Raw genomic sequence first — 24,024 nt, forward strand, 5'->3', positions numbered from 1 at the left:
CTCCTAATGAGTATTATCCAGATAGGAGTACAAAGAGGGCAGATATTTTACGTCCATCCTTTTGCTGATTGTGATAGGGGAAACCCCAATGTCAGCGAAAGTAATCAAGAGCTTATTCGGCTCTCTGTAACTCATTGCCTTCTGTGCAAGCAGTAGAGACTTTTTCTCCGGTATCAGTCCAATCAGCCGCAACATTTTTCGCCGCAGAGGTAGATCACTGACCTTCTGCCGAACAATATCATCGGCATCTTTTTTCTTGTAGAAATCTCCATAGGGAACAATCTGAACAAATGTGTTCATAAAAATTTCTGCGCTTCTCCCTGTTAGCTCTAAAATCTGTCTGGTAACATTATCCGTATCGCTATAAGCATGAATCGCCTTCGATGTTAAACGTACCTCTGACCTTAAAATACCTTTGGAATCTTTAAGGAACGCTTTGTGAGGGCTTCCACTATTAAGATTATTTGCTGCTGCTTCTCGAAGATTATAGAGGAAAAAGCTGATCCCGTTACTGTTCCCCTCCAGACAGAAACTGGTATCTTCATCAAAATTTTCATAGCAAGCAGGCGAGAACCCTTTCACTTTTCCAATCCGCTGTATTACCCGGATATAGGTGTCTACCGCATCCTGGCTGCCCACGTCAATATCTGCGACTAATGTTAGTTCTGCTAACATGAAGTTCCTCAGACTATACTTGCCGCTGAAGTATTCGTCAATTCTTTTCTCTAATTTGTGAATGAGTTTATGAACGTCTGGCTTCTTCTCTTTCAGGACGAGAGCTGAGTTGACAATCAGGCTTACCTTCTTTTTGTACTGGCTGTTACGATATAAGATGGTGATTCCTTTATGGGCCAGCGATGGGTCTATATATTCGTCTCCATCTGTTTCCAAAAGGTTATAATCGCTGAAAATGCGATTAAACTTATTGGTGTCCAGTACCATCGTCAGCTTAAAAATTTGATTTATATACATAATTTTTCCTCCAAACTGAATTTATTTCTTATAAATTAGTTGGAGAAAACGACAATACTATCGGCCTGTTGCTAGGTTGTTGTGTATCTATCCCATATCCAGTAGCTATCAGTGGTACATCAAAAGTATTATAGCAATAACTCTATTTGGAAAAAGAGAGGACGGCCTAAAGTGGCCGTCCCCATTATTTATCCCTTATGATAGTGCTGCTCCGCTTCGGCCACGCTCACCTGATCGAACACATAATACATGACATGGAGAACCTTGTTAATCGTCTGCTGATCTAGTCCGGCGTCCTGCATTGCCATCATTGCATAACCACGGCAAGCGTCATTACTCCAAATCTCGGTTTCAGTTTCCATCAGTTCCGCATAACTGGGCGCGCCGGGGGTAATCGGAGTGAGCGGCATACTGCGGCACTTGTCCATGAACTCCTTGACAGTCAACTTTTTGCCTCCTTCAACTCACGGTAGAGCGTGGATTTTTTTACTCCAGTCATTTCTTCAATCTCTTTGATGGAGTATTCCTTCGTATTATAGAGGCGGATAGCTTTTTTGATTGCAGTTGGGTCCGCTTTCGGCCTACCACCTGTCCGGCCTCTGGCTCTGGCTGACTTCAATCCTTCACGGGTGCGGTCAGCGATCACATCACGCTCAAACTGGGCGATGGCCGACATAAGTGTGAACAAGAGTTTGCCCGTGGACGTGCTGGTATCAATGGATTCTTTCAGGCTGACCAGATGAACGCCCTTTTGCTCAAACAACTCCGTCAACTCAATCAGGTCTTTGGTGCTGCGGCCTAACCGGGACAAGGATTCGATCACCACCGTGTCGCCCTCAGTCATTCGGTCAAGCATCTTCTCCAACTCAGGCCGATCACGTTTCGTCCCAGTCATCTTCTCATTGTAAATCGTGTCACAACCATATTTTTGGAGAGCGTCAAGCTGACGGTCAAGATTCTGCTGCTCAGTGCTGACCCTCGCATATCCGAAAGTGTAGTTTTTCATTCATACCCCTGCTTTCCTGTCCCAATAACGTATGAGAATAGGGACGTAGATTTTGGAACGAGTTTTGGGAGAAAATACCCCTCGAAACCAGTCGATTCCGAGGGGGTACTTCAGTCCTGCTAAATCGTTCCCAATAACGTTCGTTTTAAGGACTCTCCGCAACGCTGTCTCTGTACTGCTCCATATCCAGCCCAAAGTATTCAGCCTCGCTCTCCGAGAGTTCGGCAACATCGGCCATGTAGCGGTAGGCTTCGTCCTCCCCGTCCTCGATTAGCCCATCCTTCAGGACCGTGGCGATCTCGCTCATTCTGTCCCAGGGAATATGCTTTTCATTTGTCCGCATCAGGTAGTAGTCCAGCGCACGGAAAAGAGCCTCAGCCTTCGTCAGTCCAGAGAACTTACCGAAATCGTAGTAGCAGCACGTCCAGTCCCAGCTCCCGGTCTCTTTGTCCAAACCGCCCACAACGGCGTATTGCGTCATGCTCTCGCCCCGCAGGATAAGAGCATACGGCCCTTTTTCTTCAATAAGTGTATACTTCATTATGATTCCTCCCCGTCATCGGCCAGCTCGTCCACGGCAGAGGACGGATGTTGCCAGTCGCAGTACCAAAACAGGTGCTCGGCTTTCTCTGCATCACCGTGGCACTCATTGATGAAATCCTGGCCTGTGTAGCAGTTGGATAAGATCTCGGAAAATTCCTCCGGGTCCGTAATCGGGCGGTCAAGAGGGATATGGTTCAAGGTCACATCAGGCACATAGATAACCACATCCCCAGGATAGAATCTGTCGTTCTTGAAGATCTCGCAGTCCTGGCCGGGGCCAAATGCTAAAAGGTCATTGAGCACATGGCCCTGTTGAAGCTGTGACCACAGCTCCTGCTTTGTCATTACACTGCTTCTTTCGATGATTAGTGCAACAGCCGTGCGGATTCTCTCTATCAGGGCCTTATCATAAATTCGGTAATGGAAAGCCGCCGACACCTCGTTTCGGTTCCCGTGGAAGTCCACAAACCCACCTGTTTCACGGCAATCAACAAAGAGGTTATCCGGCTCTGTGAACGTATGTCCTCTACGCTCTATCTCGGCCAGCATCTCAAACGGGTCTGCGTAGATGCCGTGGAAATGAAAATGTGATCCATCATTGGCAAGCAGGTCTGCTTTCTGACTTTCACGCTCCTTCAGCTTCCAGCTATCATCCGGCTCCCGGCGGTTCCACATGAAATACTCAATACCGTCTTTCACCATGAACGTGGGGTACATCCAACATTGGCCCGTAAAAGTCGAATCATCGTAGTACCGCTCCTTCTCTATGAACTCAATCACGCTTGCATCCTCCATTCAGTTCCAAGGCTCTTCTCTGGAAAGCAACGATGGACTTGGAAAGCTGCTTTGCGGATTGTCTGTCCACCGTTCCTCCGGTTTGAGCCACATATAACGGCATCCAAGAATATGCACCATCCTTACCCGGTCATAGAGACGGCAGAAGTGGCGATCCTCTACAATTTGTGCATCAAACCACTCATTGACTTCCGTAGCCGTGGCAAAGGTGCGGAGAACCGATGTCCCCGCACCTACCATGTACCGCTGTGTGAAATCAAGAAGCTGCTCCCGGACAAGTTCATATTCCACCGCCTGTTTCTCGCTCAAAGGGTGTTCATATTTAATGTAGCCCCAGCAATCACAGCCAGCCTCCCTGCAATACTGCCGTTTATCAAAATTGACGATTTCTATAACCTTGTTGCCATCCGGCTTCGGGAACGTACCCGGCGCAATGGGATGCTGTGTACTGTAGTATTTCATTTCTCCAAATCTACCTCCCAGCAGCCGATGTAAAGATACTCCCCATAGCTGCCCTTCGGAGTGGCCTGACACATGAAAGCGCCATCCTCGGACTGGATCGTTGCCAGATCATTCCACTCGTGGAAACGGTTTTCGCTGGCAAGGCGTCTCAGCTCAGGCAGAACCTTTGTGTTGATCCAGTCAAAGAACGCATCCTGATCCCTCTGGCATCCATCCAGCCGCTCAAAGCTCTGGCGATCCGGCAGAAGGCACAATGCCTTTCCGGGGTGGCCGCTCCCCCGTTCAAGTATGGCCCTGGCCCCCCAATACATCTTTGGGGTGAAGTTTTCGGGGTAGTTTCCCCATTCGTGGCTCATAGTTTCGACATCCTTTCTATAATTACAATGAAAATATCTAATAACCCCTCTGTGTCGATGTATTTTGCTGTGATATTCTGTCATAATGTGAAATCTAATACTCGCCCGTGGTCCACGGGCGAAACAACACAGGAGGTACAAGCATGAACTACAAACACTGCAACCGAGGATCACAGAACAGGTATCCTCACTGGAATCATTTCCCAACCGCACTATTTGTTGCGGTAATGGTGATGATTTCAACCGTTCCAGCCTTTGCTGTAGAAGCAACGGCGAACACAAGCGAACCTGATGCAGAAATCTCTATTTCGACACTTGATCTGGCTGAAAATCCCGCTGATGAAAATGGTTCGTTTACTGACGAAACTGGCGACTCCGAAGTAACACCAGAACCGCCCTCTGGCCCTGCATTAACCATTGAGGAATTGCTTGACGCTATTGCTCATGCCAATGCAAATGATGTGATTGAATTTGACGGTTACATCCAAGCGCCTTCTTCTGACGTGGTGCTTGGTCGCGCTGATTGTCCGATAACGCTTCGGCGTGCTACATCTGAGGCTCATATTTATCTCTGGGATCGAGGGGAAGGAAAAGGGAATACCAAAGTACAAAACATTACGTTCGATGGTGCGGGGATTCAAGCAGAGCAGCCAATTCTCAATGTCGAAGGCCCTGCGAAAATTATTGAGAAATGTAATTTTGTCAACTGCATTGCAGTCGGCAGTCCTGCATTATCGGTTGGATATGGCGATGCTCTTATTTCAGACTGCCATTTTACAAATAATATAGGGGCTACGGGGGCACATCTGTATGTTGGTGGTCACGATATAACCATTGAGAATTGTACGTTTACAGGCGGCTTTGCCCGTAATATGGGTTCAGTTTATATAGGCATTACGGAAAATGTCTTTTTGAAGGGATGCACCATTTCTGGAAATGCCGCAGGAAAGCGGAGCGGTGGTCTCTATATCCAAGACGGAGAAGTAATCATTATTGGATGTAAGATTTATGGCAATACAACCAACGGCGTTGCAGATGATATTACAAAGAGCTACAATAGCCGTTTGTCGTTGATGGACAATCATTCCACCTTGGTAGAGTTGTATAAGCCTGATGGGATGATTCCCAACAGATGGACTGTAGACAGCTATTATGATGTGTATAGTGGGATGGGTCTTTATCAAGCGGATATGATCTTTTCCATGACCTTTGCAGATAACGAACCTTCGCCCCCGCCTTCACCCACCTATATAACGCTGGATAAATCAGAGCTGACCCTTTACGTTGGCGAGACAGATACCTTGACGGCCACAATTCATCCCGAAGGTACAAGCGGCAACGTTCAATGGACAAGCAATGATCCCTCTGTTGCCAGTGTTACCGAAATGGGGTTTATAACTGCGCACACGGCAGGGACAACTTTAGTCACTGCCACAGAAACGATTAGCGGAGCGTCCGCATCATGCCGTGTAAGCGTCCAAGACGTACCAGCTACAACCTATTCCGTTGACACCAACACCAGCCCTGTAGAGGGCGGCGTAGTCAACGGCGGTGGGCAGTACGAAGAAGGTTCTCCCGCAACGGTTACAGCCGTTCCCAACGAGGGCTTCCGTTTCCTGGCGTGGACAGAAAACGATACACAAATCAGCACAGAATCCAGTTTAACTTTTACGGTGACTAGCAACCGAAATCTGACTGCAATCTTTGAGCCTATTACCGAGCCTACCCCTGGGCCTATCCTCAAACCCACCTATATCATCAGTACTTCTGTTGCCGCAGGTGGGACCGTCAATGGTGCAGGGGAATATGAGCAGGGAAGTTCCGTAACACTTACGGCCACCCCCGAAAGCAGGTATCGTTTCATTGCGTGGATAGAGAATAACGAACGGATTAGCTCTGATGAAAGTTATACCTTCATAGCGGATTGTGACCGAACAATCATTGCTTACTTCATGCCTACTTGTACCATCAGTGTAGGTGCTACTGTAGGTGGGACCATTAGTACAGGTACTACCGCAGAAGGGACCAGCGGTGGTTGTGGAGGAGAATTTTTGAAGGGAAGTTCTGTGACATATACGGCCATCCCTGATAGCGGGTATCTTTTTGCAGGGTGGACAGAAAATGGAGAGCAGGTCAGCGTCGATGAAAGCATCACTTTCGTAGTAGATCGTGACCGAACACTTGTCGCTAATTTCACGCCAATTCCCAAGCCGTTCTATACTATCAATGTATCTGCTACCATAGGAGGGACCGTCAGCGGTGGAGGAGAATATGAGCAAGGAAGCTCTGTGACACTTATAGCAACACCGGGAAACGACTACCTTTTCATGGGGTGGACAGAAAATGGTGAACAAGTCAGCACTGATGAAAATTTTACTTTTATCGCAGAACAAGACCGAACACTTGTTGCTAATTTCACGCTCATTCCCAAGCCAACCTATACAATTCATGTTAGTGCTACACAAGGCGGGACAGTAGAAGGCGGCGGGCAGTACGAAGAAGGGAAACTTATAACTGTGAACGCTGTGCCTGACAACAGCTATCGTTTTCTGCGCTGGGAGGAAAACGGCGTACAGGTTTCTACTGAGGTCCGATATTCCTTTGCAGCAGAAGCAGACCGGACTCTGGCTGCTATTTTCGATTTGATTCCACAGTCCACATCAAATTTGCCATATAGCCCTTCGCACAGTTCAGGAACACCGACCACCTCGCATAAACCGAATGATGATAGTGCTACCCAGCCTAACGTAACTGTGATGTCGTATGAAGAAGTTCAGACACACACGCTGACTAACGGAAAAGCTACGTTGGTTGCACCTGATAATTTGTTTTGGGGAGGATATAAAACAGGCCGGGATAACGGTGCTGAAACTGTCACACGGGCAGACTTGGCACAACTCATTTATTTTATGATGGACAGCAAAAGCGTAAAAACCTACGGAGTAACCCAAGCCCCTTTTCGTGATGTAGAATCAGGGACATGGTACGCAGCAGCAGTTGGAACCATGCAAAACACCGGGGTAATGGTGGGGTGTGGAGATGATCTATTCTGCCCGAACCGCACATTGACATGGGGCGAATTGCTTACGGTGTTTGCACGGTTTGTCGAGGGTGAACCGCCTATAGAATACTATACTGGGAATCACTGGGCGAAGGACTCTATAAACAAAGCCTTTGCTCTTGGATGGCTGGAATATACGGAACCATTTGATCCGGGAAGTGTCGTAACAACTGGCGAAATGGTCGATTTGATTCAAGCGGTTTTTCGATGGAATAACGGATAAGATCCTGCCTTTCACCAGGCATCCCGGCACGGTGCAAAGATGAAATAATCTCGTACAGGTCAATAGGTAGTAGGGGAGGCCCAGCAAACCGCTGGGTCTCCCCTGGTATGGATAAGGATTATTTCTGCGCACAATGTTTATACCGCATATCCTTCCTCTTCAAATTGTTCTGAATCACCCACATTATCAGGATCAGTTTCTTCCGGGTCAGGTTCCTCCGCTTCATCGGTTGCCGAAAGCAAAGACCGTATAACACCCCGCCGTGTCTGTACCGAAGTGGGTTTTGCGCTGCCAGCGGATACCGTGTGATTATACTCTGATGACGTGGAGGGATGCCCGCTGAAGAACTCGGTCAGGGTGCGGTTGATCTCGTCCTGGCTCACAGCATTTTCTACTGCCAGACAGCAGTAATATACGCAACTGATGAAGTGCGTCCTACCCTTGACAGTGCGGAGAACCTTGTTGTTGACATCAATCAGGCTCCTGACGAACACCGAATAGGCATTCAGCCCGGAGTTAATTGTGTCTAGCATTTCACTGTCAACCTCGACCTTGCTGGCCCACTCCCGGAAGGGCTTGGTGGAGAAGTCGGGGGATTCCTCTGTGATAAGCTGGTAGAGCTGCATGGCAATCATTTCATCGGTGAACCGTTTCCTGCCAGCCTCCGAAACTACGAACTGAATTGCCTTATGCTTGGCAAGCTGCTGAAAAATCGCCAAGCTGGGGACGTTGGCACGGGTCAGCTCAATGGCGCTCAATGGCTTGCCGTTATTCAGCCTGCGAAAGAACTCCCTGATCTCTGTTTCTGTCATTCCCTCATAATAGTAAATCGTGAGGTTATAGTCTTTGATCCGATCCCGCACCCACTCAGGCAACTGTGAGAAATATAATCCGCTGACATCCTCCACGCACCCGTTATCATCTACGACGGTAGGGGTGTCGGGAGTCAACGCAAATTCATCATGGAGATATTCGCTGATGGTGTTTGACCGCTGCTTTCCGTCCAGGCTGTCATATACGCCGTTCTCGTCACGGGTAAAGTACATGGCAGGGATCGCATAGCCGTAGATCATGCTGTGGATCAGAAGGGATTTTTTGTCTACGTCCCATACAAGGCTGCGCTGCACAGCGTTGTCGTAGTTGACCTTGCCTTTCTCCATCTGATTCACCAGGGCCTTGGCAGTCCAGTTAATGTTGAATCGCTGCATAGTATCACCTCTTTTTCCAATGTTTTTCAACCGTGCCATCCGGGAAATAGGTATCTCTGCGGACTTCTCCTGTCCTCAAATTGTGTTTTGTAACTTCCATCGGTACACCGTCTTTCTTTGCCTTCGCCTTGGCAGCGTCCACCGCCTGAGAGTAAAGCGGAGTGGTTAGCCAACAGCGGCCATCTGGAAAGTTAATTTCGTAGAGAATATCCATGCTCATATCAGCGCCCCTCCCTCCGTTTGCTCCAATCGTACAGTTATGCGGGGATCATAGAAAGGAACTCCTGCTCGGTCAGAACAGGGATGCCCAGCTCCTGGGCCTTGGTGAGCTTACTGCCGGGCTTCTCCCCGCAGATAACGTAGCTGGTCTTGCGGGTCACAGAGCTGCCAGCGGTGGCCCCAAGGCTGGCAATTTTGCTGTTGATGCCGTCACGGGTGAAGTGCTCCAGCTTGCCCGTAGCAACGATGGTGCAGCCGTAGAAGGGGCTGTAGGTTACGCTGTTTTTGTTTTCCATGGTGATATTTTCCTTTCTATCTTCAAATGTAAATTCTCTCTGGAGCGTTTTCCACAGATCCATATTGTCAGGGATGCTAAACCATTGGTGGATATTTCCGCTCAGAGTTGCGCCGAAGTCTGGCAGCGCAGTAAAGTCAAAACCGCTTGTGGCCGCTTTCTCAAACATATCCAAGTTACCGCCAAAGTAGTTATCCAACACTCGGCTTGCGGTCCTTCCAATCATGGGAATGTCCATAGCCACCAGATACCGTGCAAAGGTGGTCTTTCTGCTGGCGTTGATGGACCTCTGGAGCTTTGTGTAAGACTTGATGCCAAAGCCCTCTATGCCTATAATCTGATGGCGGTATCTGTCCAGATGGTAGAGGTCTTGATATGTGGTCAGGAATCCCGCAGAAATGAACTTGTCCAGTATTGCTTCTGAGATACCGGAAATGTCCATGGCCTTTTTCCCGACGAAGTGGACGAACTTGCGCAATGTTTGATTGCCGCAGTCAGGATTATCACAGTGGAGCGTTGCCACTTGGCCCTCTTTGCCACCAGAACGAGCGTAGATCCTCGTGGGGTTCCCACAGCAGGGACACCGTTTCGGAATCAGGCTGGGGGCATAACGGCCACGGTCAAGGTTTTCCTCAGTGTGGGGAATTATCATGTTGCGCTTGGAAACGAGGATACGACAGCCTGGGTGCAGTTCCAGTTCCTTGATAAAGGACAGGTTGTGCAGACTGGCCCTCGACACAGTGCAGCCGTCAATCTCCACAGGATCAAACAGGGCTACGGGTGCAATTTCCCCGGAACGGCTGGGTGTCCACTCAACGGAACGGAAGACTGTCTCCGTCACATCGTCCTCAAACTTGAACGCAATGCCATCCTTGTAGTGATGCCCTGTCCTCCCCAGCGTCTTGGAGAAGGAAATACTGTCATAGCGCAGCACGATCCCATCAATAGGCAGTTTTTCGATATTGGCGATAGACCGCAGATGTTGGATTTTGCTTTCCATTTCTGCCTGGGATGTGCCTTTTGGCATACGAACAAAGGGACAGACCTCAAAGCCAAGAGGCTCCAAATCTTCCAGCAGCCATCCCCGGCTGTCTACGTTGCCGCCAAGAGCATCCATACCCTCAATGACGTTGAAGGCATAGAAGTAGATGCGGCGATCCTTACAGATGGACGGGTCAAGCAGCCGAATAGAGCCAGCAGCCAGATTTCGGGCATTTTTGATTTCCTTATCCTCGGAGTCCTTCATCTGCTCAAAGTCATTAGTATGGATCAGGCCCTCTCCTGTGATAACAAGCCTCTTTTTATTGGGAATTTTCAGCGGCACATTACAGAACGCAGGAACATTGTGGGTAACATCCTCGCCAGTTTCGCCATTCCCACGGGTAGATGCCTCGACCAGCTTGCCGTTTTCATAACAGAGTTTGACGGTCAGACCATCCAGCTTCAGCATCAGCAGAGCCGGAGCTACAGTAAGCATAGAAACCAGATCATTAGTCTGTTTTGTCTTGTCCAGGCTAAGGAGCGGAATAGTGTGCTGAACCTTCCGCAGCGCACTCACAGGAGCATAGCCTACCGTCTGCGTGGGGGAATTGCTGAGGACGATCCCCGTTTTCTGCTCCAACGCTGCCAGTTCGTCAAAGAGCCTGTCGTAAACCGCATCGGACACGCTGGGCTTTGCGAGATTGTAGTATTCGTGCCGATAGCGATTGAGCGTTGCAGTCAATTCGGTGATACGCTGAACACTGGCACCATCAGATTTTGACTGTTTTTTCTGCATTTTCTTCACCATCCTTAATGTTCGTTTGTGGAGCTATTTTTGGCGGCATCATTGTAAAGGTCGGCCAGCCGGCACTTAACTATCTTTACGACCTCGGTGTGGGCTTTGTAGCTGACAGCCGATTGTTCTGCCAACGTCTCGGACATCCGATGTTCGGCCAACTCAAGGCCGCCAGAGAACTCCACCAGAAAATCCAAAAGGATAGAGAACTCCTGCTCAGGTGGAAGTTGGCGCATCTTCTCCAAAAGCTCATTAACCCCCAGCCACTCAACAACGGACTCAACCTGACTGTTGCCAACATCCGAACGGGCGTAAGGTACATAATGATCCATCTTAACCAGCCTCGCTTACCTTTGCTGATTTGTAGAAGGTATTGTTGGTTGAATCATCAATGCTGAAACACCATCTGCCATTGTAGGACTTCCTGGGCTTGCGGGTGATGATCTTCCCATCGCCGTCAATGGGCTTCAACTGGATCGTCTTGCTGCTGGCCTTGACGATCTCATAGGTGATGCGGACACGGTTCCATTTGTAGGAATCGCCATCCCGGACGTACTGCTCCGCTGTGAACCGTTCGCCAACAGTGAAGGGATGTGTCTCTCGATCTTCCTCCGCTTTGACGATCTCGGTGATCTCCGCATAGGCAGCGGTCAGGACCATGCCCTTCGCACCCCCGGTCAGGATACGATAGGTGATGTTCTGCGGCCCGGCACCGATGACCTCAACATCCCCGCTGCCCTTCACTTTGACGTGGTAGCCGATCTTCACATTGTCCCTGCTGAACCGGATTCCGCCGCACACATCAACACAGGCTTCCAGAAAGGCTTGCTTGTCCATGGCCTTCTCCACAAGTTCCAACTCATGCTGAATCCAGCCGTTGACCATCTCGGCAGTGATTGGAGTGCCATCGTACCGCTTTTTCTTCTCGCCGTTCTCAATGGCAAATAGGGTCTGCTCATAATGGATGATGTTCTTCTCACGGGCTTTGATTTCCTTCTTGCACTCCTTGATACGGCGGTCAAGATAAGCGACATCCTGATACTTGGCCCCGTCTGCTGTTTCTCTGGCGGTCTGCGCCCTGTCCTGAAAATATGCGCTTTTGCGGTATTCCTCGAAACCACGTTCATACTGTGCAAACATCCGCTCCCGCCGGCGGGCAAACGCCTGACTGCCAGCGTGACCCGCAATGATGGGCTGGGTGAAAAACGCAATATCGCCGTGCATATGGTTAAGGGGCTTCTGTAAGTTGGCTCCCCTCCGTTCTGCGTTCTCGGCGTACTGCTCATAACGCTCGGCCCGTCTCTCGGCCCTCTCCGCTTGACGCTCCACCTGCTCGGAGAAAGAAAGACGCTCGCCCTGACGCTGTTCTTCGGTAAAGCCCAGCTTGGCAGCGACCCGCTTCGCCCACCAGAGGTTCGGTTCCTTGGCCCTACTTACCCAGCAGCCCCCGGTACGGCTCCACAGAAACGCCCCCTTCAATTCGGTTTTCTGCTCGGCGGTCAGGGCGTTGTACTCGGACTTCTCGAAGTGAAGTTCAATTTTGGTCGTTTCCAGATTGAAAATATACTTTTTCTCCATTTCAGATAGCCTCCTTCTGGATGCCGTACACATCATCCACATAGTAGGCCCCGGTGAAGAAATTGAAAATAGCAGTACACCGAACGCCGTTGACCTCAGCCAGATAGAGATTGTCACCGATTTTCCGGATGATCTCAGCCTCGCCCATCACATGGCGGTCATGCTCGTGGTCTTTCAGACTGTGGATATATGCCTTGACTTTCACGGTCAAATCCCTCCGTAATTCAAATTACCTGGGACCAGCGAACGCCAGCCCCAGGTTATGCCTTCATAAATCACAGCACCAGTTTTCTTCCTTGTGGGCCGTACCATAGGTGCGGTTGAACTCCTGCACAGACTCGCTGGGGACGTAAGTTTCCCCATCCGGGCAGAAACGGCCCTCCGCAATCACACGCCGCAGCACATCCCGCATCTTTTCCTCATTATCCGCAAAGATGTCCTGCTCCTCGTCATCGGTGATTCTGATAACGGCCCCTATCCGAATCCACAATTCTTTCATAAACTGACCTCCTATTTCAGCCAATAGCGGCTCTGACCCGACCGTAGAAGTTCTCCATATAGCTTACGGCGGCAGATTTCGGTATCTTCAAAAACCGTGCCGCCTCATGGAGCGCAAAGCCGTCTATCAGCAATTCAATGATCCTATTTTCCCTTGGCGTGGCTACCTTTGCCGCCTGTTCCAGAAGGGCCTTGCGCTCGGTCTGCCGTTCAACATCCTGCGTTTGGTCAGGGATAGTGCTGTGGTTTCCCGCAGTATCCAGGCTTACAGTGTAGCCGCAGCGTTTGGCACGGGCGTTGTATTCACCATCCCGGAGAATGGCATCCTTCATGGCTCGGAACGCCATAGCCTTGAACTTCACGTCAGCCGGAGGATTGCGGAAATACTGCTGCACAGCGGAGAGATACCCGAAAATTACAATATCGTAGAAATCATCCATCGGGAGACGCCTGTATCGGAGAAAGTCAATCACCAGATTGTGGTGCTGCTCCGCAAACTCCCGTTCCTCCTGGGTCATAGGACGCAACGCCCTCATGTTTATCACTCCAATCAGTTAGTAAAATAGAAGGAACCCCTGCGGCACAAGGGATTCCCTCATAGATGGGTTTGCTTAATCGACTTCCAGCGGCAGGCAGACGATATGGCCATCCATACCCCAAAACATTTCCGGGGTATAGAATCGCTCCTGATACTGCTGAATCTGCTCCGGGGTCAGGCTGATAAAGTGGTCACAGTCTGCGGGAAAGCCGCACAGGAAAAACGTGCCGAATACAATATCGCATAACTGGCCGTCCTTATCCCGCAATCCCCGGTTCGCCGGCATATCCATAAATTTTCCTTCCTCGTTGCAGACCAGCACAACAGAATCGTCAAGATGGACGGGCTGAATATAGCCGCCCACGATGTTCTGCATGGCTGTCAGAGAATCGTCGATTTCTTTCTCCTTTGGCCTCTGCTCCGGTTCGACTACTAAGACACGCATAGCAACGCTCCCTTCCTTATGTGTCTTGCTCAAATTTATAAAAGTCCTCGTCACAAGTGAAACACTGATAGTCATAGCCAGGTAACAGGCTCTTGAATAGAGGACTACCGCATTTACGGCAAGTGCCGCAGCTCTCCATGATGGTCAAGTGGCGCAGTTCCTCCGGCTCAACACCAGCGGCGGCCAGGAATGACCGGGTCTGTTCCTCGCTGTCGAACATATGAACTTCACCAGTATTATCCAGCAGAAATTCCCGTTCGCCGTTGAGTGTAACGCCGCCTACCGGACGGGTAACAATGTATTTCATAGTCCCACCTCAAATTTCCCACGCAGCCAGCGAATAGCCTGATGTTTGCGGGAAAATTCCTCTGTCCATGCGTCCCCGGTGGTGTTGTCCACCGCTACCCATTTGCGGCCTTCCTTCGTCAGAAAAAGGCCAGAGGGAATACGGTGTTCTATGATCCGCCCAAGAAGCTCCGAACTGACACGCTGGATTTTAAGTTTCTTTTCCATCCGCACCACCTCCAACAGCTTTGTTTTGGCTCTGACACATCAGGTAGTTTTCGGTTGGCTCCCAGTCAGAGACTACGATCTCCATGTGCTTATCACACAGGAAATCGCCCTCGCCGATGTACTGACAGCAGTTGCAAACGCCAGGATCACAGAATCTCTTTGGCTTGGGGGCTTTGATTTCCTTCCTCGCCATGTCCTCACCCGCCCAGCTTGTTCAGATGCCGTTCCAGCAGCGTACAGTAGCCGTGTACCCGGTCGATGGGCAGTTCCACCCACTCACCGCAAGCGGTCTGATCTCCGCTTACAGGCTCCAGCCTGATTTTCTCGTTGTCCTCGCTTTCACGAACCCGGATACAGGTATCACCGAAGAAGTAGCAAACCGTTCCATCGTCCTGTTCCATCCGGGTCAAGTTGGGGATGGCCGCAGTATCCCGCATCTGCTCCAAAATATAGCAGTCCTCGACCTTCCAGCCGTTGATGTCCCGTTCTTCGGCCATATAGTAATCCAGACGGACACCCTGATTGGAAGTCACATCCAGACAGTAACCGAAGATAGAATAGCCGCCCATATTAGGCCAGAACGCCTTGTTGTCACTGGAAATGCGGTAGGTACGGCTCAACAACGGATACTTCGTGGCAAAGCCATCCTCGGTGAAAATAATGTGTGCCGTCAGATCATCCCTGGGAGAAGTAGCTTTCAGCTCCCGGAAGATCTGTTTTAATTCGCTATAGTTCATAAAGACTCCTCCAAAAGGGAATGACCCGGCATCCCCACCGCAGGGCAGGGATACCGGGCCATTGTAGAGTATTTTAGCTGGCCTGGGCCAACTCCGGCACCAAGGTAGCGGCGTTCACAATCTCCATGAACTGCTGCCCAAAGGCCCGTGCCTGGGCCGCTTCCTCCGGGCTGAGGGTGCTGACCGCCTGGAAGTTGAACAGGGCGTAGGGCTTGCCCTGTTTGCTGGTGGCCTTCTCTAAGGTAATCTTCGTGACCACGCTGGAGATCGGCGTCAGGCTGCTCAACAGGCGGGTGGAGTATTTGAGAAACCTGGGCTTGCTGGTGACAGGGACGCGCACCAGCAGAGGGATGATGTTGTTGGGCCGCAGCAGGAACAGTAGCACGGACTCCTTGCAAGCCTTGGCGTTACTGTCTCCGTCCTTGGAACCGAAGTCATTGTAGGGGCAGAGAGCGCAGGCTTTCCCATCGTGGGAAATGATGCTGTTCTGGCTCATGCAGACAGGGGGTGTACCCTCCACCGGATCGGGCGTATCCCAATAGGCCCGGGGCGTGGTGTAGTCCAGTACAATGCCCGTCAGCTCCATAGCAGCCTCGTTCCCCGCCAGCCCCGGCACCTCAAACACAGTAGAGCCGCCAGAGGGAGACTTGACCACATCGAACAGGTCGAGGGACAAGGGCTGGCTTTTCAAATTGGCCCGGATCAGGTCAAGGGCGTTGCTGGTCAGGGCGATGTAGCTGGAATCGGTCGGAGCCAGCGAGGTATCAGCAGCGGGGGTAACAGTGATGTTGGTCTGCTCCCCGGCAGGGGTCTTCAACTCCTGCACCTTGCCGCTCATGCGGCTTTTCAAACTTGTGTTATCCATAACGAACCTCCTAAATTAACTCGCCGCCTTGATGGTAAAGCGGCGGTAGGATGACTTGTTGGCATACTTTTTGTAGAGAACAGGGTGCTCGGCCTTCAAGGTCTTGCTGTCAAGCCGCTCCTGAAATACGCTCTTCCAGGTCACGACACGGCCCCCGGCAGTTCCCACCTCGTTATTGCCCATCATCTCCTTCAGCAGATTTTCGGCTTTCTGCTTTTTCTCAGTGATAATCTCCAACTGAGCACAGGCTTCATCGTACTCGGAGAGCAGAGCGGCGGCAGTGTCCGGCAGGGTGATGTGGGACATGGGCGTACTGCGGGGGAATTGCTGGGACAGAAACTTAGCCGAAGCATCGGAGCCGTCCAGCGGCGGGGGTGTGCAATCCTGCACATGGTTCCAGAACGCCGTTTCCAGCTCAATGAGCATAGAAATCAATTCCTCGTCACGCTCCACGAACTTCCAGCGGAAGGTATTGCCGCCAATCAGCACGGCGATATAGGTCCCGGCATATCCGGTCACCGCCATGTAGTGTTGGATCTGGCACATATACTCGTCAGGGATGGTATCCTCCCACTCGCCAGCCTTGTAAGCCGAAGCGGTCTTGGCCTCGAATACGCACGTTCCGTAGTCCGGGACTTCACAGATACCGTCCAGATTCGCCAGCATGAACGGATATTCCTCGCTCTGGAGCAGTTCACTCTTGTGGATGACCTCGATCCCGGTACGCTTGGTGAACTCGGCCCGGACGAACGGCTCCAACTGTGTCCCCCAATAGGCAGCTTCTCCGGCCTCCTGGGGCGGGAGCTGGCCAGTCTTATCCAACCACAGCTCCACAGGGGATTTGTAACGGTTGATGCCGCAGACCACGGATGCGTCCGAACCGCCGATGCCCTGCTTTCGGTACTCCAACCAGTCAGCGTAGGGCATATTTTCGGTGGATACTAAGATTTTTGCCGACATATGAAAACCTCTCTTTCCCTAAATATAATAGGAATAGGGAACGTACAGCCACAGGTCGCACGCCCCCTATTTTGCTTTTCCTATCACGCCGCCGCCAGCACCATCTTGTAGGCTTTGTCGATCATGGGGTTGCCCTCCACGGTACGCAGGAACAGGTTTTCATCGTAGTTTTTCGTCCTGCGGATGGGATCAGCATGGGTGGCAAAGTCACTGACGGCGTTGACGAAGCGGTAGCCGTTCTTGCCTACATGGGACAAGTCGGGGGCATCCCAGTACCGGGCTTTCATGTTGTCCAGCATACGCAGATTGTTCTTGCGCTGCACATCGGGCAGGTCAAGAGTGACAGGGAAGAACTCAGCCATGAACTCCATCACCTTCTTGTCGGTGAGTCTGATCTTGGACAGGGTATCAATACCTCGGCCCAACTCGCCCATGTACTTCTCGGCAAGGCCCAACGTCTCCTCGGCCTCATGGACACGGAGCATCACATTTTCGGTGTGCTTGGTGGTCCAGATACGCTTTGCGCTGTTGAATGCCAGATTGAGCGTGTTTTGGCAGACAACACGGATGGGGGTCATGGCGACCTTGATTCCGCTGCTGCCATCGTGACTGTTCATCACCACCAGATAGGGAGCGATCTCGTCCCCGGCGATAATGTAGCGGTGGGGCATCCGGGCCAGCATCCAGACCTTGCGGCCACCCTGCAAGGCTCCGGCAGTCTCATAGGTCACGCCAACCCCCAGCAGGTCATCGGTGAACTGGAAAGCGTCCTCGTTCTGCACCACCTTGTAGCGGTCAGAGACAATGCCCAGGGCGGCGTTGTCGGTGCTGCGGGTGTTGACCTTGTAGCCCGAGATCAGGGAGCCGTCCTCAGCGTAGACGTTCTTCTGCTCCACCGTCCAGTCAAGGCCAGCAAGCACCAGGGCGTCAATGGACGTGGGCGCGGTTTCGACACGGGTTCCCAATCCGTGCCAGGGCTTTTCGCGGACATAGAACATGGTTTCGACGTTAGCGGGCATAACTTTTACCTCCTGAAATAGATTTGGATTTGTGGTTTTTCCTGTGCCGAACATAGAAACAGAGGACTTCCCATATAGGGAAGCCCTCTGCTCACGCCGCTTATCCGATTGTCTAAGCTGCATCCGGTGAATCGTCCATCTCGCTCAATGCTTTTGCCATTGCGAGCAAGGCAGTAAGAACGATTAGCACCACTTCAAGGGTTCTGCGGTACGGCAATGTGAATCACCCCCAATCCGGTTTGATTACAAGAAAAGAATATATTGCTGAAATGCGGTGTCATACGATAGGAACGCTACAATGTGCAGCTCCAGAGTTAAAGACCATGCTCCTGAACAAACTGTTTCAGCAGCTTTTCCAACTTTTAGGCAATCGCATCCGACAGAAATTTCAGAAAGCCGTTCCTGCGGCATCTCGCCAGTCCGTTTACATTCCAAGACACGATCTTCATTCCCCTGCCCTCCCGTTCAATGGATATATCTAAACAAGGGGGCGACCCCAGCCGCCCCCTTGTTTAGATACCCTCATTAGTTTCTGCCTTCTTCCATCTCTGGGTCATATTGGGATGCCTCATATTTTTGTACTCTTTTCCTTTTATCTTCCAATATCTCACACAAATCTTGAACCCCCTGCCTGTCCTCCTTGAAGTAGCGTACCCTATCTGCCAACTGCGGATAGTTCATATAGGACGGGTCTGTGCAGGAAAAGTCGTACATTAACTTGCCGAGCGGACTTCTGTTCTTGCGATCTCCATTCACATAAATTGTATTGAGCTTGAATCCCCACCAAGCGTCTGTGGTTCCCCCATCAAGAATAATTCCCGAGTGAGCAAGGGCCTTGCGCTCGACGCCGTGCTCAACGATATAAACGGTGTAATGTCCTGCTATGTTCCGATCTGTATCTGTATCTGTATGAGCCGCCGATAATTCTGCTGAATAGAGGTCCATCCCAACTTTTTTGTCTCTATCGGCTGTGCTGTCCTGAAATACCTTGATTTGAAATGTCCATCCTTGGCGGTCTGTTGCAAATACATTAAGTCCAACAGAGGCTTCATGCCAAACAGAGGTCACCTCTTTCACCTGCAAAGTGGACATTTTCAAGATTGGCTGTAGAAGTAATTCTGTGCATTCCTTGTTGTTTTCAAAACATTTAACCATCAGCACATCGTCCATCAACCGTAAAGGTTTGATTTGCTGTAAAATGTTCTCTTGGGTCTTGGCGGATTCTGCAATATTCATACAATTACTGTCCTTTCAAAATCGGGAACATTATGTTCCCAATGTAGCTGCCCCCTTTGCGTTCCGATATTTCATGGTATAGACGTACAGATCGTCCAAAGAACCAATGACATTGCTGGAGTCGTCTTTCCGATAGAGCAAACTGGCGGCATGGAGAAGCTGATCCCTTGCGCTGGCAACCGGGTCTTGCGGTTCATGTTCTGGCTGGTGCAGCTCCAGATTAACGGGATTGATATGGCTGTGGATAAATGTTCCGTCCTCAGTCAGAAATATTACCCTGACTTGAACATCGGAATAGTCTGGCAGAAACTTTCTCCGCTGTTTATATCGTTCCAAATTTTCTTTCCAATGTTTTTGAGATACTTCTACAATACCGTATTTCTCTGTACCAACAAACCGGACAATATCTCCTCTGTCAAACGGATTCGGTGCCTCATAGAATGTATTTTCAAAACATTCATACCAATCTGTCTGTTCGTTATCATCTGGAATTTCACGGCTCGAAAAAGAACTTGCCTCACTGTTCTCGTTAAAATGGAGGTTGGCTATCGAAGAGTGGCTGCAAGTACCATCCTCAAATTCCGACACAGCATTGACCAAGTATTATTCGATTTGAAACGGGACGTTTTCCTCCTTTCCGTACTTAAAAGCCACATTCCAATCGAAGAAATATCCACAAGCAAGATATTCACCTTCATGGAAGCTGCCATTTTCCTGCACCTTCAGAACATAGACGCAACGATTAGCAGCGTTTTCTTTGAACGCTCGGATAGCCTGTTTTTCTCGTTCCAGATATTCTGTAAGTTACTTTTGCAATCTTTTATCAGCAGTCGTGTCCCGCAAGGTTCCCAGCCGAGAATACTGCTCTTTCAGTGACAGGTCTCCATGATACAAAAGTGCAGCCTTCTCTCTGTCTGTGAATGTCCACTCTGATTTTATGACATACTTCCGCACGGTTTCAGAGGGGATCATAGCTTTCAGTTCTTCAACATCCATCCCAATCGCATACCTTTCGCATATTTGCCCGACAACTCCTTTATGAACCGCTCATAGGCGTTGTAGCCATTCGCCTTACACTGAGGGCAGGGATTGGCTACCGTATGTACCAGCCCCAGCTTATAAGGGCATTTATCGCATGGCGGTTTCACTTTGTAAAGCAAATCCTTCATACTCATATCGTGATGTCTCCTTCTTGTGTTCGGAATCATAAGGATGTAGATTAAGAGTAGTGCCGCTATCCCTCCGCTGATAGATACAACAGGAGGGCGACCGTGGCCGCCCTCCTGTTGCAAATCATTAATTAGTTTCCAACTTTGGTATATACACGGCTACTGTCAGAAAGAAAGACTACGAGCGAATCACCTTCCACTGTATAGTCAAAGTAGGTGATATCTATCAAGCTATACCTCACTGCATCGGCACCATCATCCGCTGTATAGGCACTCCAAGTAATCGGGTATCTCCCATTATACATCCCAGTACCATCCACATTGAACTGAAATGACCAAATACTATTCTCTACACTAGTCCACGTCCCAATAATTCCATCGCCATTTTCACCCGTAGTGCGTTGGTACATATGCCTCCTATTTCTCGAAAAGGAAATGTACTCTGTTCCTGGCTCGCTAGATGGACTTGTAATTGTATATGTATCACTGTTATCAAAATATGCGGAACAGCTAACTCTACCGTTTGAGGTTTCCCAATAGACACGATTAGGGCTTTCTCCTACTAAACTCCAACAGTTGAAGTCGCAAGAACTTATCATCCCATTATCGTCAAATTGGAGTGTACCACCGTCAAATGACCGCCATCTGCCGACCAGTGCAGAATCCAGATTGCCGTAAGTCCCATGATTGCCTTCTTCGCCCAGATATGCGTCGTTATCAATCGGATCATCATTATCAATTCGATAAACATTGATGCTGTAAGGCTCAGTATCATCCGGGATATAAAAGGTATAGCAAATGCCTTCCCGAATCCATTGATACCCACCTGCACCGAGGCTATCGTAGTTATCTCCCATCAGACTTACAAGTGCGTCAAAATTCTGCTTCAAGCTCTGGCCATTAAGTGTAAATTCTTCTGCGTTGGCACTAAAACTAGCCACTGTGTTCCCATTGGAAACATCAAAATACATCCATTCCGGAGCATCAGCGCCATACTCAATGCTATCATTTTCGGCATATATTTCTGGCTCGCCAAAGGCGGTAACAACCTCGTCCGCTGTCATTTTAAGTACATCTTGAGTGGGAATCTGACGGATTAGAATTTGTCCTGTGGTATTGGAGGATTGCTCCTGCCCTTGTCCGCCTCCCGTTCCAGCGGCTTCATACTCTTCAAACGCTTTTGAGATTACCGCTGCCAGCGTCAGGGCATCCTGTGGGACTTCGTTGAACGCAAGATAAGACGCTTCAAAGGTTCCGTTTTCTTCATCAACCACAAATTGAATCCGGGCCTTTACCGGAACATCCTGATAGGTGCAATCACCTGTAAACTCTACAACATCCTGCCCGTCTTCACTCTCAAAATACTTCCAACGTGGCGTACCAAAGAAAGCGGTAAATGCGTCCTCATAGGTTACATAGGCTATACAACTTTTATACAGCCATTTAATGCGATAACGACAACAAAACCGCCAACTTCCAACAGAATCCAGCCAGTTGCCCGTGCTATACTTCGGCCATAAGGAGAGCGGCTTGATTAGGATTCAATGTCCATCGGGCTTGGCGGGCCTAGATGGGCGCGGGGGCTGTACTTGGACAAAAAAAGCAGAGAGGCCCGGCACGGCCTCCCTGCTTAAAATGGAATATGCCCCTGCTCTCCCCTCCCGGACGCTCATCAGACGTCCGGGCTTTCTTTTTTGGCAGGGAGATGCACTCAATCTTCCCGGCAGTCATCAGATCTCCGGAACCACAGTCAAGAGCCTCGCAGATGCTCCGAACAAGGGAAAGCGTCACGGTTGAAGTGACCCCCAAAAGTTAGACAAAGATTAAAGTAAAAATTGTTCAAGCAGCCGAAAGGGCTTGTTGTCTGTGAAGCGCAGGCGGCAAGTCCTTCAGCTTTGCCTTGATACGGCGGTTGTTGTAGTAATCAAGATATACCAGGAGTTCCTGCATGAAGTGTTCCATCGAATTGAACTCATGGAGATAAAGCAGTTCACTTTTGAGCAGCCCAAAGAAATTTTCGATCACAGCATTGTCCAGACAGTTTCCTTATTTTCGTGGTATATAGCCGTGATCTCTGCTTTTTCGGGTTCGCACTTATCTGGACTGCTCATTTGTTTCAGATGGTAGTAGAAAGTTGCCCGGGGCAGATGAGCGATTGAAAGTAAAAGTTCCAGTTTGTGTTTTTGCCTCAGCTTTTGAACTACCTGTGTTTTCTGCGCTGGCGTCGCTCGTCTTCCAAAACCAAGGCCTGCAAGTTTTTTAGGTATTCGTTCTCCGCCCGCAGCCGCTGCACTTCAGCCAGCAGATCCTCTTCCACCGCTTTCGGCAGCTTCTTTGGACGGCCCCTCGCCGCTCAATAGCAAACCCTTCCGGCCCCTCTGTCAGGTAGATACGCTCCCAGTCCTGTACTCGCTTGTGGCGGATCCCGAATCTCTCTGCGGTTTCTCAATAACGGAGCTCTTCTTCCCGCATGGGTTCTATTACCAGCCTCTTGAATTCTGGTGTGTATTTCTTGTTTGGGACTCCCTTCGGCATAATATATCACCCCTCTTGTTTTTCAGTATACCATACTGTCTAACAAATGGGGGGGCAGTTCATATGCGGGCTGCTCTTTATTTTTACGAATTACGCCAGCCATACTATGTTCTATATGCATAATTTTTGCAGAAAAAACGACAAAATTCTACAATCGGAAGTTGTATTCCTTTTTATCATGTTTGATCTCCCGTATTTTATATATCAAGGGTAGCTGGAAAGTCGTTCCATCTACCATGATCTTTAAAGACGGGGGTTATATTATGACGAAAAAAGCATTATTGGATCATGAAAAATTCAACAATTCAATCAAAGAATCACGCATAAAGCAAGAACAGCTTGCAGAGCATCTGGACATCTCGGTCCGGCATGTACGCAACCTCAGAAAAGAAGATATTTCCATCTCTGCTTCTCTTCTTTACAACATCAGTCAGGAATTTCAAAAGCCAATGGAATATTTTCTCACCTTCGATGAGGAGGGTGAAGTATAAAGTTCATAAATAGGAAAAGCCCCTCAGAAACGTGTATGTCTTCGGGAGAAGATTCCGTTTCTGAGGGGCTTTATTTTGTCGTTTATCCTTCTTTATACTTCGCGGCCAACGCCACAAGCTCTGCGCGCAGCGCGTCATACCTTGCCTTGTAATCCGGTTGCTCTGGTGTCTCTGTGGGCAGCTTAGGAACTGCCAGATCACTCTGGGCACACCAACCGCCCGATGTGCCCGCGATACTTTGCCCGTCTCCGATAAACCAGACCTTTGCCGGGTTGATTGTGCTGTCGGACAGCCCTCCCGCCTTGGCATACTCGGCTTGGGTATTGATGATCCGGTTGCTGGCCGTCACCGATACACCGGGCGCAAGTGTCGGGTATTTAGTGTCGGTGTCCAGCTCAATATGCAGATGCGGGCCGCTGGTGTTGGCCCCGGTGTTGCCATACTGGGCAATCACCTGCCCGCGCCGCACCTTGTCTCCTGCCTTAATCTTGACGCTTGCATGGTGGTAGGTGCGGGCGGTCAA

30 protein-coding genes and 1 pseudogene are annotated in these 24,024 nt (G+C 49.9%); 2 read left to right on the plus strand and 29 right to left on the minus strand.

Translation table 11 applies throughout. The features are described from left to right. Window positions 1–3: 3 nt before the first annotated feature. From D5269_RS09850 to D5269_RS09880, 7 genes are all read right to left on the minus strand, one after another. A complete protein-coding gene (locus D5269_RS09850; RefSeq protein WP_120485217.1) occupies window positions 4–972 on the minus strand; it encodes a hypothetical protein in 969 nt (322 codons plus the stop codon). Window positions 973–1,160: 188 nt separating this feature from the next. Next, entirely contained in the window at window positions 1,161–1,418 is a 258-nt protein-coding gene (locus tag D5269_RS09855; protein WP_120485218.1) for a hypothetical protein, read from the minus strand. Then, on the minus strand, window positions 1,415–1,978 hold the full coding sequence (locus tag D5269_RS09860) for a recombinase family protein (protein WP_120485219.1): 564 nt from the start codon (window positions 1,976–1,978) through the stop codon (window positions 1,415–1,417). Before D5269_RS09860 ends, D5269_RS09855 begins: the two co-directional genes overlap by 4 nt. A 145-nt stretch (window positions 1,979–2,123) precedes the next feature. Next, window positions 2,124–2,519 carry a hypothetical protein gene (locus D5269_RS09865; protein ID WP_120485220.1) on the minus strand — a complete coding sequence of 132 codons (396 nt, stop codon included), beginning with the start codon at window positions 2,517–2,519 and terminating at the stop codon, window positions 2,124–2,126. Beyond that, window positions 2,519–3,301, minus strand: a complete 783-nt coding sequence (locus tag D5269_RS09870) for a hypothetical protein (RefSeq protein WP_147407960.1) — start codon at window positions 3,299–3,301, stop codon at window positions 2,519–2,521. Before D5269_RS09870 ends, D5269_RS09865 begins: the two co-directional genes overlap by 1 nt. Window positions 3,302–3,316: 15 nt before the next feature. Next, complete coding sequence (locus tag D5269_RS09875; protein WP_243126763.1) at window positions 3,317–3,778, minus strand: hypothetical protein; 462 nt, start codon at window positions 3,776–3,778, stop codon at window positions 3,317–3,319. Continuing rightward, window positions 3,775–4,134 carry a hypothetical protein gene (locus D5269_RS09880; RefSeq protein ID WP_120485222.1) on the minus strand — a complete coding sequence of 120 codons (360 nt, stop codon included), beginning with the start codon at window positions 4,132–4,134 and terminating at the stop codon, window positions 3,775–3,777. The genes D5269_RS09875 and D5269_RS09880 overlap by 4 nt, the downstream gene beginning before the upstream one ends. Before the next feature lie 143 nt (window positions 4,135–4,277). Between D5269_RS09880 and D5269_RS09885 the strand changes: the two genes are divergently transcribed. Further along, entirely contained in the window at window positions 4,278–7,418 is a 3,141-nt protein-coding gene (locus tag D5269_RS09885) for an InlB B-repeat-containing protein (protein ID WP_120485223.1), read from the plus strand. Window positions 7,419–7,555: 137 nt separating this feature from the next. On the opposite strand, the gene D5269_RS09890 is transcribed toward D5269_RS09885, so the two are convergent. From D5269_RS09890 to D5269_RS09990, 21 genes and pseudogenes are all read right to left on the minus strand, one after another. Then, window positions 7,556–8,626 (minus strand): DUF262 domain-containing protein, encoded by a 1,071-nt coding sequence (locus tag D5269_RS09890; protein WP_158604930.1) that lies wholly within the window; start codon window positions 8,624–8,626, stop codon window positions 7,556–7,558. A 4-nt stretch (window positions 8,627–8,630) separates the two neighbouring features. Continuing rightward, entirely contained in the window at window positions 8,631–8,846 is a 216-nt protein-coding gene (locus tag D5269_RS09895; protein ID WP_120485225.1) for a hypothetical protein, read from the minus strand. A 37-nt stretch (window positions 8,847–8,883) separates the two neighbouring features. After that, window positions 8,884–10,917 carry an NAD-dependent DNA ligase LigA gene (gene ligA / locus D5269_RS09900; protein ID WP_120485226.1) on the minus strand — a complete coding sequence of 678 codons (2,034 nt, stop codon included), beginning with the start codon at window positions 10,915–10,917 and terminating at the stop codon, window positions 8,884–8,886. Window positions 10,918–10,931: 14 nt separating this feature from the next. Further along, window positions 10,932–11,249: a hypothetical protein gene (locus D5269_RS09905; RefSeq protein ID WP_120485227.1), complete on the minus strand. Its 318-nt coding sequence runs from the start codon at window positions 11,247–11,249 to the stop codon at window positions 10,932–10,934. A 1-nt stretch (window position 11,250) separates the two neighbouring features. Beyond that, on the minus strand, window positions 11,251–12,495 hold the full coding sequence (locus D5269_RS09910; protein WP_243126764.1) for a DUF3560 domain-containing protein: 1,245 nt from the start codon (window positions 12,493–12,495) through the stop codon (window positions 11,251–11,253). A gap of 1 nt (window position 12,496) precedes the next feature. Further along, window positions 12,497–12,700: a hypothetical protein gene (locus tag D5269_RS09915; RefSeq protein ID WP_120485229.1), complete on the minus strand. Its 204-nt coding sequence runs from the start codon at window positions 12,698–12,700 to the stop codon at window positions 12,497–12,499. 63 nt (window positions 12,701–12,763) lie between these two features. Then, window positions 12,764–12,994: a hypothetical protein gene (locus D5269_RS09920; protein ID WP_120485230.1), complete on the minus strand. Its 231-nt coding sequence runs from the start codon at window positions 12,992–12,994 to the stop codon at window positions 12,764–12,766. A gap of 16 nt (window positions 12,995–13,010) precedes the next feature. Next, window positions 13,011–13,529 carry a hypothetical protein gene (locus tag D5269_RS09925; protein WP_120485231.1) on the minus strand — a complete coding sequence of 173 codons (519 nt, stop codon included), beginning with the start codon at window positions 13,527–13,529 and terminating at the stop codon, window positions 13,011–13,013. Between the two features lie 75 nt (window positions 13,530–13,604). Then, window positions 13,605–13,976: a DUF3846 domain-containing protein gene (locus tag D5269_RS09930; RefSeq protein ID WP_243126765.1), complete on the minus strand. Its 372-nt coding sequence runs from the start codon at window positions 13,974–13,976 to the stop codon at window positions 13,605–13,607. Window positions 13,977–13,992: 16 nt separating this feature from the next. Next, a complete protein-coding gene (locus tag D5269_RS09935) occupies window positions 13,993–14,283 on the minus strand; it encodes a hypothetical protein (RefSeq protein ID WP_120485233.1) in 291 nt (96 codons plus the stop codon). Then, window positions 14,280–14,489 (minus strand): hypothetical protein, encoded by a 210-nt coding sequence (locus D5269_RS09940; RefSeq protein WP_120485234.1) that lies wholly within the window; start codon window positions 14,487–14,489, stop codon window positions 14,280–14,282. The genes D5269_RS09935 and D5269_RS09940 overlap by 4 nt, the downstream gene beginning before the upstream one ends. Then, window positions 14,473–14,682, minus strand: coding sequence for a hypothetical protein (locus D5269_RS09945; RefSeq protein ID WP_120485235.1), 210 nt, complete (start codon window positions 14,680–14,682; stop codon window positions 14,473–14,475). The genes D5269_RS09940 and D5269_RS09945 overlap by 17 nt, the downstream gene beginning before the upstream one ends. A gap of 4 nt (window positions 14,683–14,686) precedes the next feature. Next, window positions 14,687–15,226, minus strand: coding sequence for a hypothetical protein (locus D5269_RS09950; protein ID WP_120485236.1), 540 nt, complete (start codon window positions 15,224–15,226; stop codon window positions 14,687–14,689). A 73-nt stretch (window positions 15,227–15,299) separates the two neighbouring features. Further along, window positions 15,300–16,091, minus strand: coding sequence for a hypothetical protein (locus tag D5269_RS09955; protein WP_120485237.1), 792 nt, complete (start codon window positions 16,089–16,091; stop codon window positions 15,300–15,302). A 15-nt stretch (window positions 16,092–16,106) separates the two neighbouring features. Then, on the minus strand, window positions 16,107–17,051 hold the full coding sequence (locus D5269_RS09960) for a lambda-exonuclease family protein (protein ID WP_120485238.1): 945 nt from the start codon (window positions 17,049–17,051) through the stop codon (window positions 16,107–16,109). 83 nt (window positions 17,052–17,134) lie between these two features. Next, window positions 17,135–18,070 (minus strand): DUF932 domain-containing protein, encoded by a 936-nt coding sequence (locus tag D5269_RS09965; protein WP_120485239.1) that lies wholly within the window; start codon window positions 18,068–18,070, stop codon window positions 17,135–17,137. 525 nt (window positions 18,071–18,595) lie between these two features. Beyond that, window positions 18,596–19,306, minus strand: a complete 711-nt coding sequence (locus D5269_RS09970) for a hypothetical protein (protein ID WP_120485240.1) — start codon at window positions 19,304–19,306, stop codon at window positions 18,596–18,598. 30 nt (window positions 19,307–19,336) lie between these two features. Further along, window positions 19,337–19,894 (minus strand): hypothetical protein, encoded by a 558-nt coding sequence (locus tag D5269_RS09975; RefSeq protein ID WP_147407961.1) that lies wholly within the window; start codon window positions 19,892–19,894, stop codon window positions 19,337–19,339. Window positions 19,895–20,283: 389 nt separating this feature from the next. After that, entirely contained in the window at window positions 20,284–20,481 is a 198-nt protein-coding gene (locus tag D5269_RS09980) for a hypothetical protein (protein ID WP_120485243.1), read from the minus strand. Window positions 20,482–20,606: 125 nt separating this feature from the next. Further along, window positions 20,607–21,749 carry a hypothetical protein gene (locus D5269_RS09985; RefSeq protein WP_120485244.1) on the minus strand — a complete coding sequence of 381 codons (1,143 nt, stop codon included), beginning with the start codon at window positions 21,747–21,749 and terminating at the stop codon, window positions 20,607–20,609. A gap of 565 nt (window positions 21,750–22,314) precedes the next feature. After that, window positions 22,315–22,536, minus strand: a pseudogene (locus tag D5269_RS09990) (IS3 family transposase); the annotation flags it as partial. Between the two features lie 737 nt (window positions 22,537–23,273). Here D5269_RS09990 and D5269_RS09995 point away from each other — a divergent pair. After that, window positions 23,274–23,501 carry a helix-turn-helix transcriptional regulator gene (locus D5269_RS09995; protein ID WP_147407962.1) on the plus strand — a complete coding sequence of 76 codons (228 nt, stop codon included), beginning with the start codon at window positions 23,274–23,276 and terminating at the stop codon, window positions 23,499–23,501. 82 nt (window positions 23,502–23,583) lie between these two features. Here the strand turns inward: D5269_RS09995 and D5269_RS10000 are convergent. Beyond that, window positions 23,584–24,024, minus strand: a 441-nt coding sequence (locus D5269_RS10000; protein ID WP_147407963.1) for a M23 family metallopeptidase, incomplete at its 5' end; no start/stop codon positions are given.

This window comes from Anaerotruncus sp. 1XD42-93, from assembly GCF_009917605.1.
Lineage (GTDB): Bacteria > Bacillota > Clostridia > Oscillospirales > Ruminococcaceae > Anaerotruncus.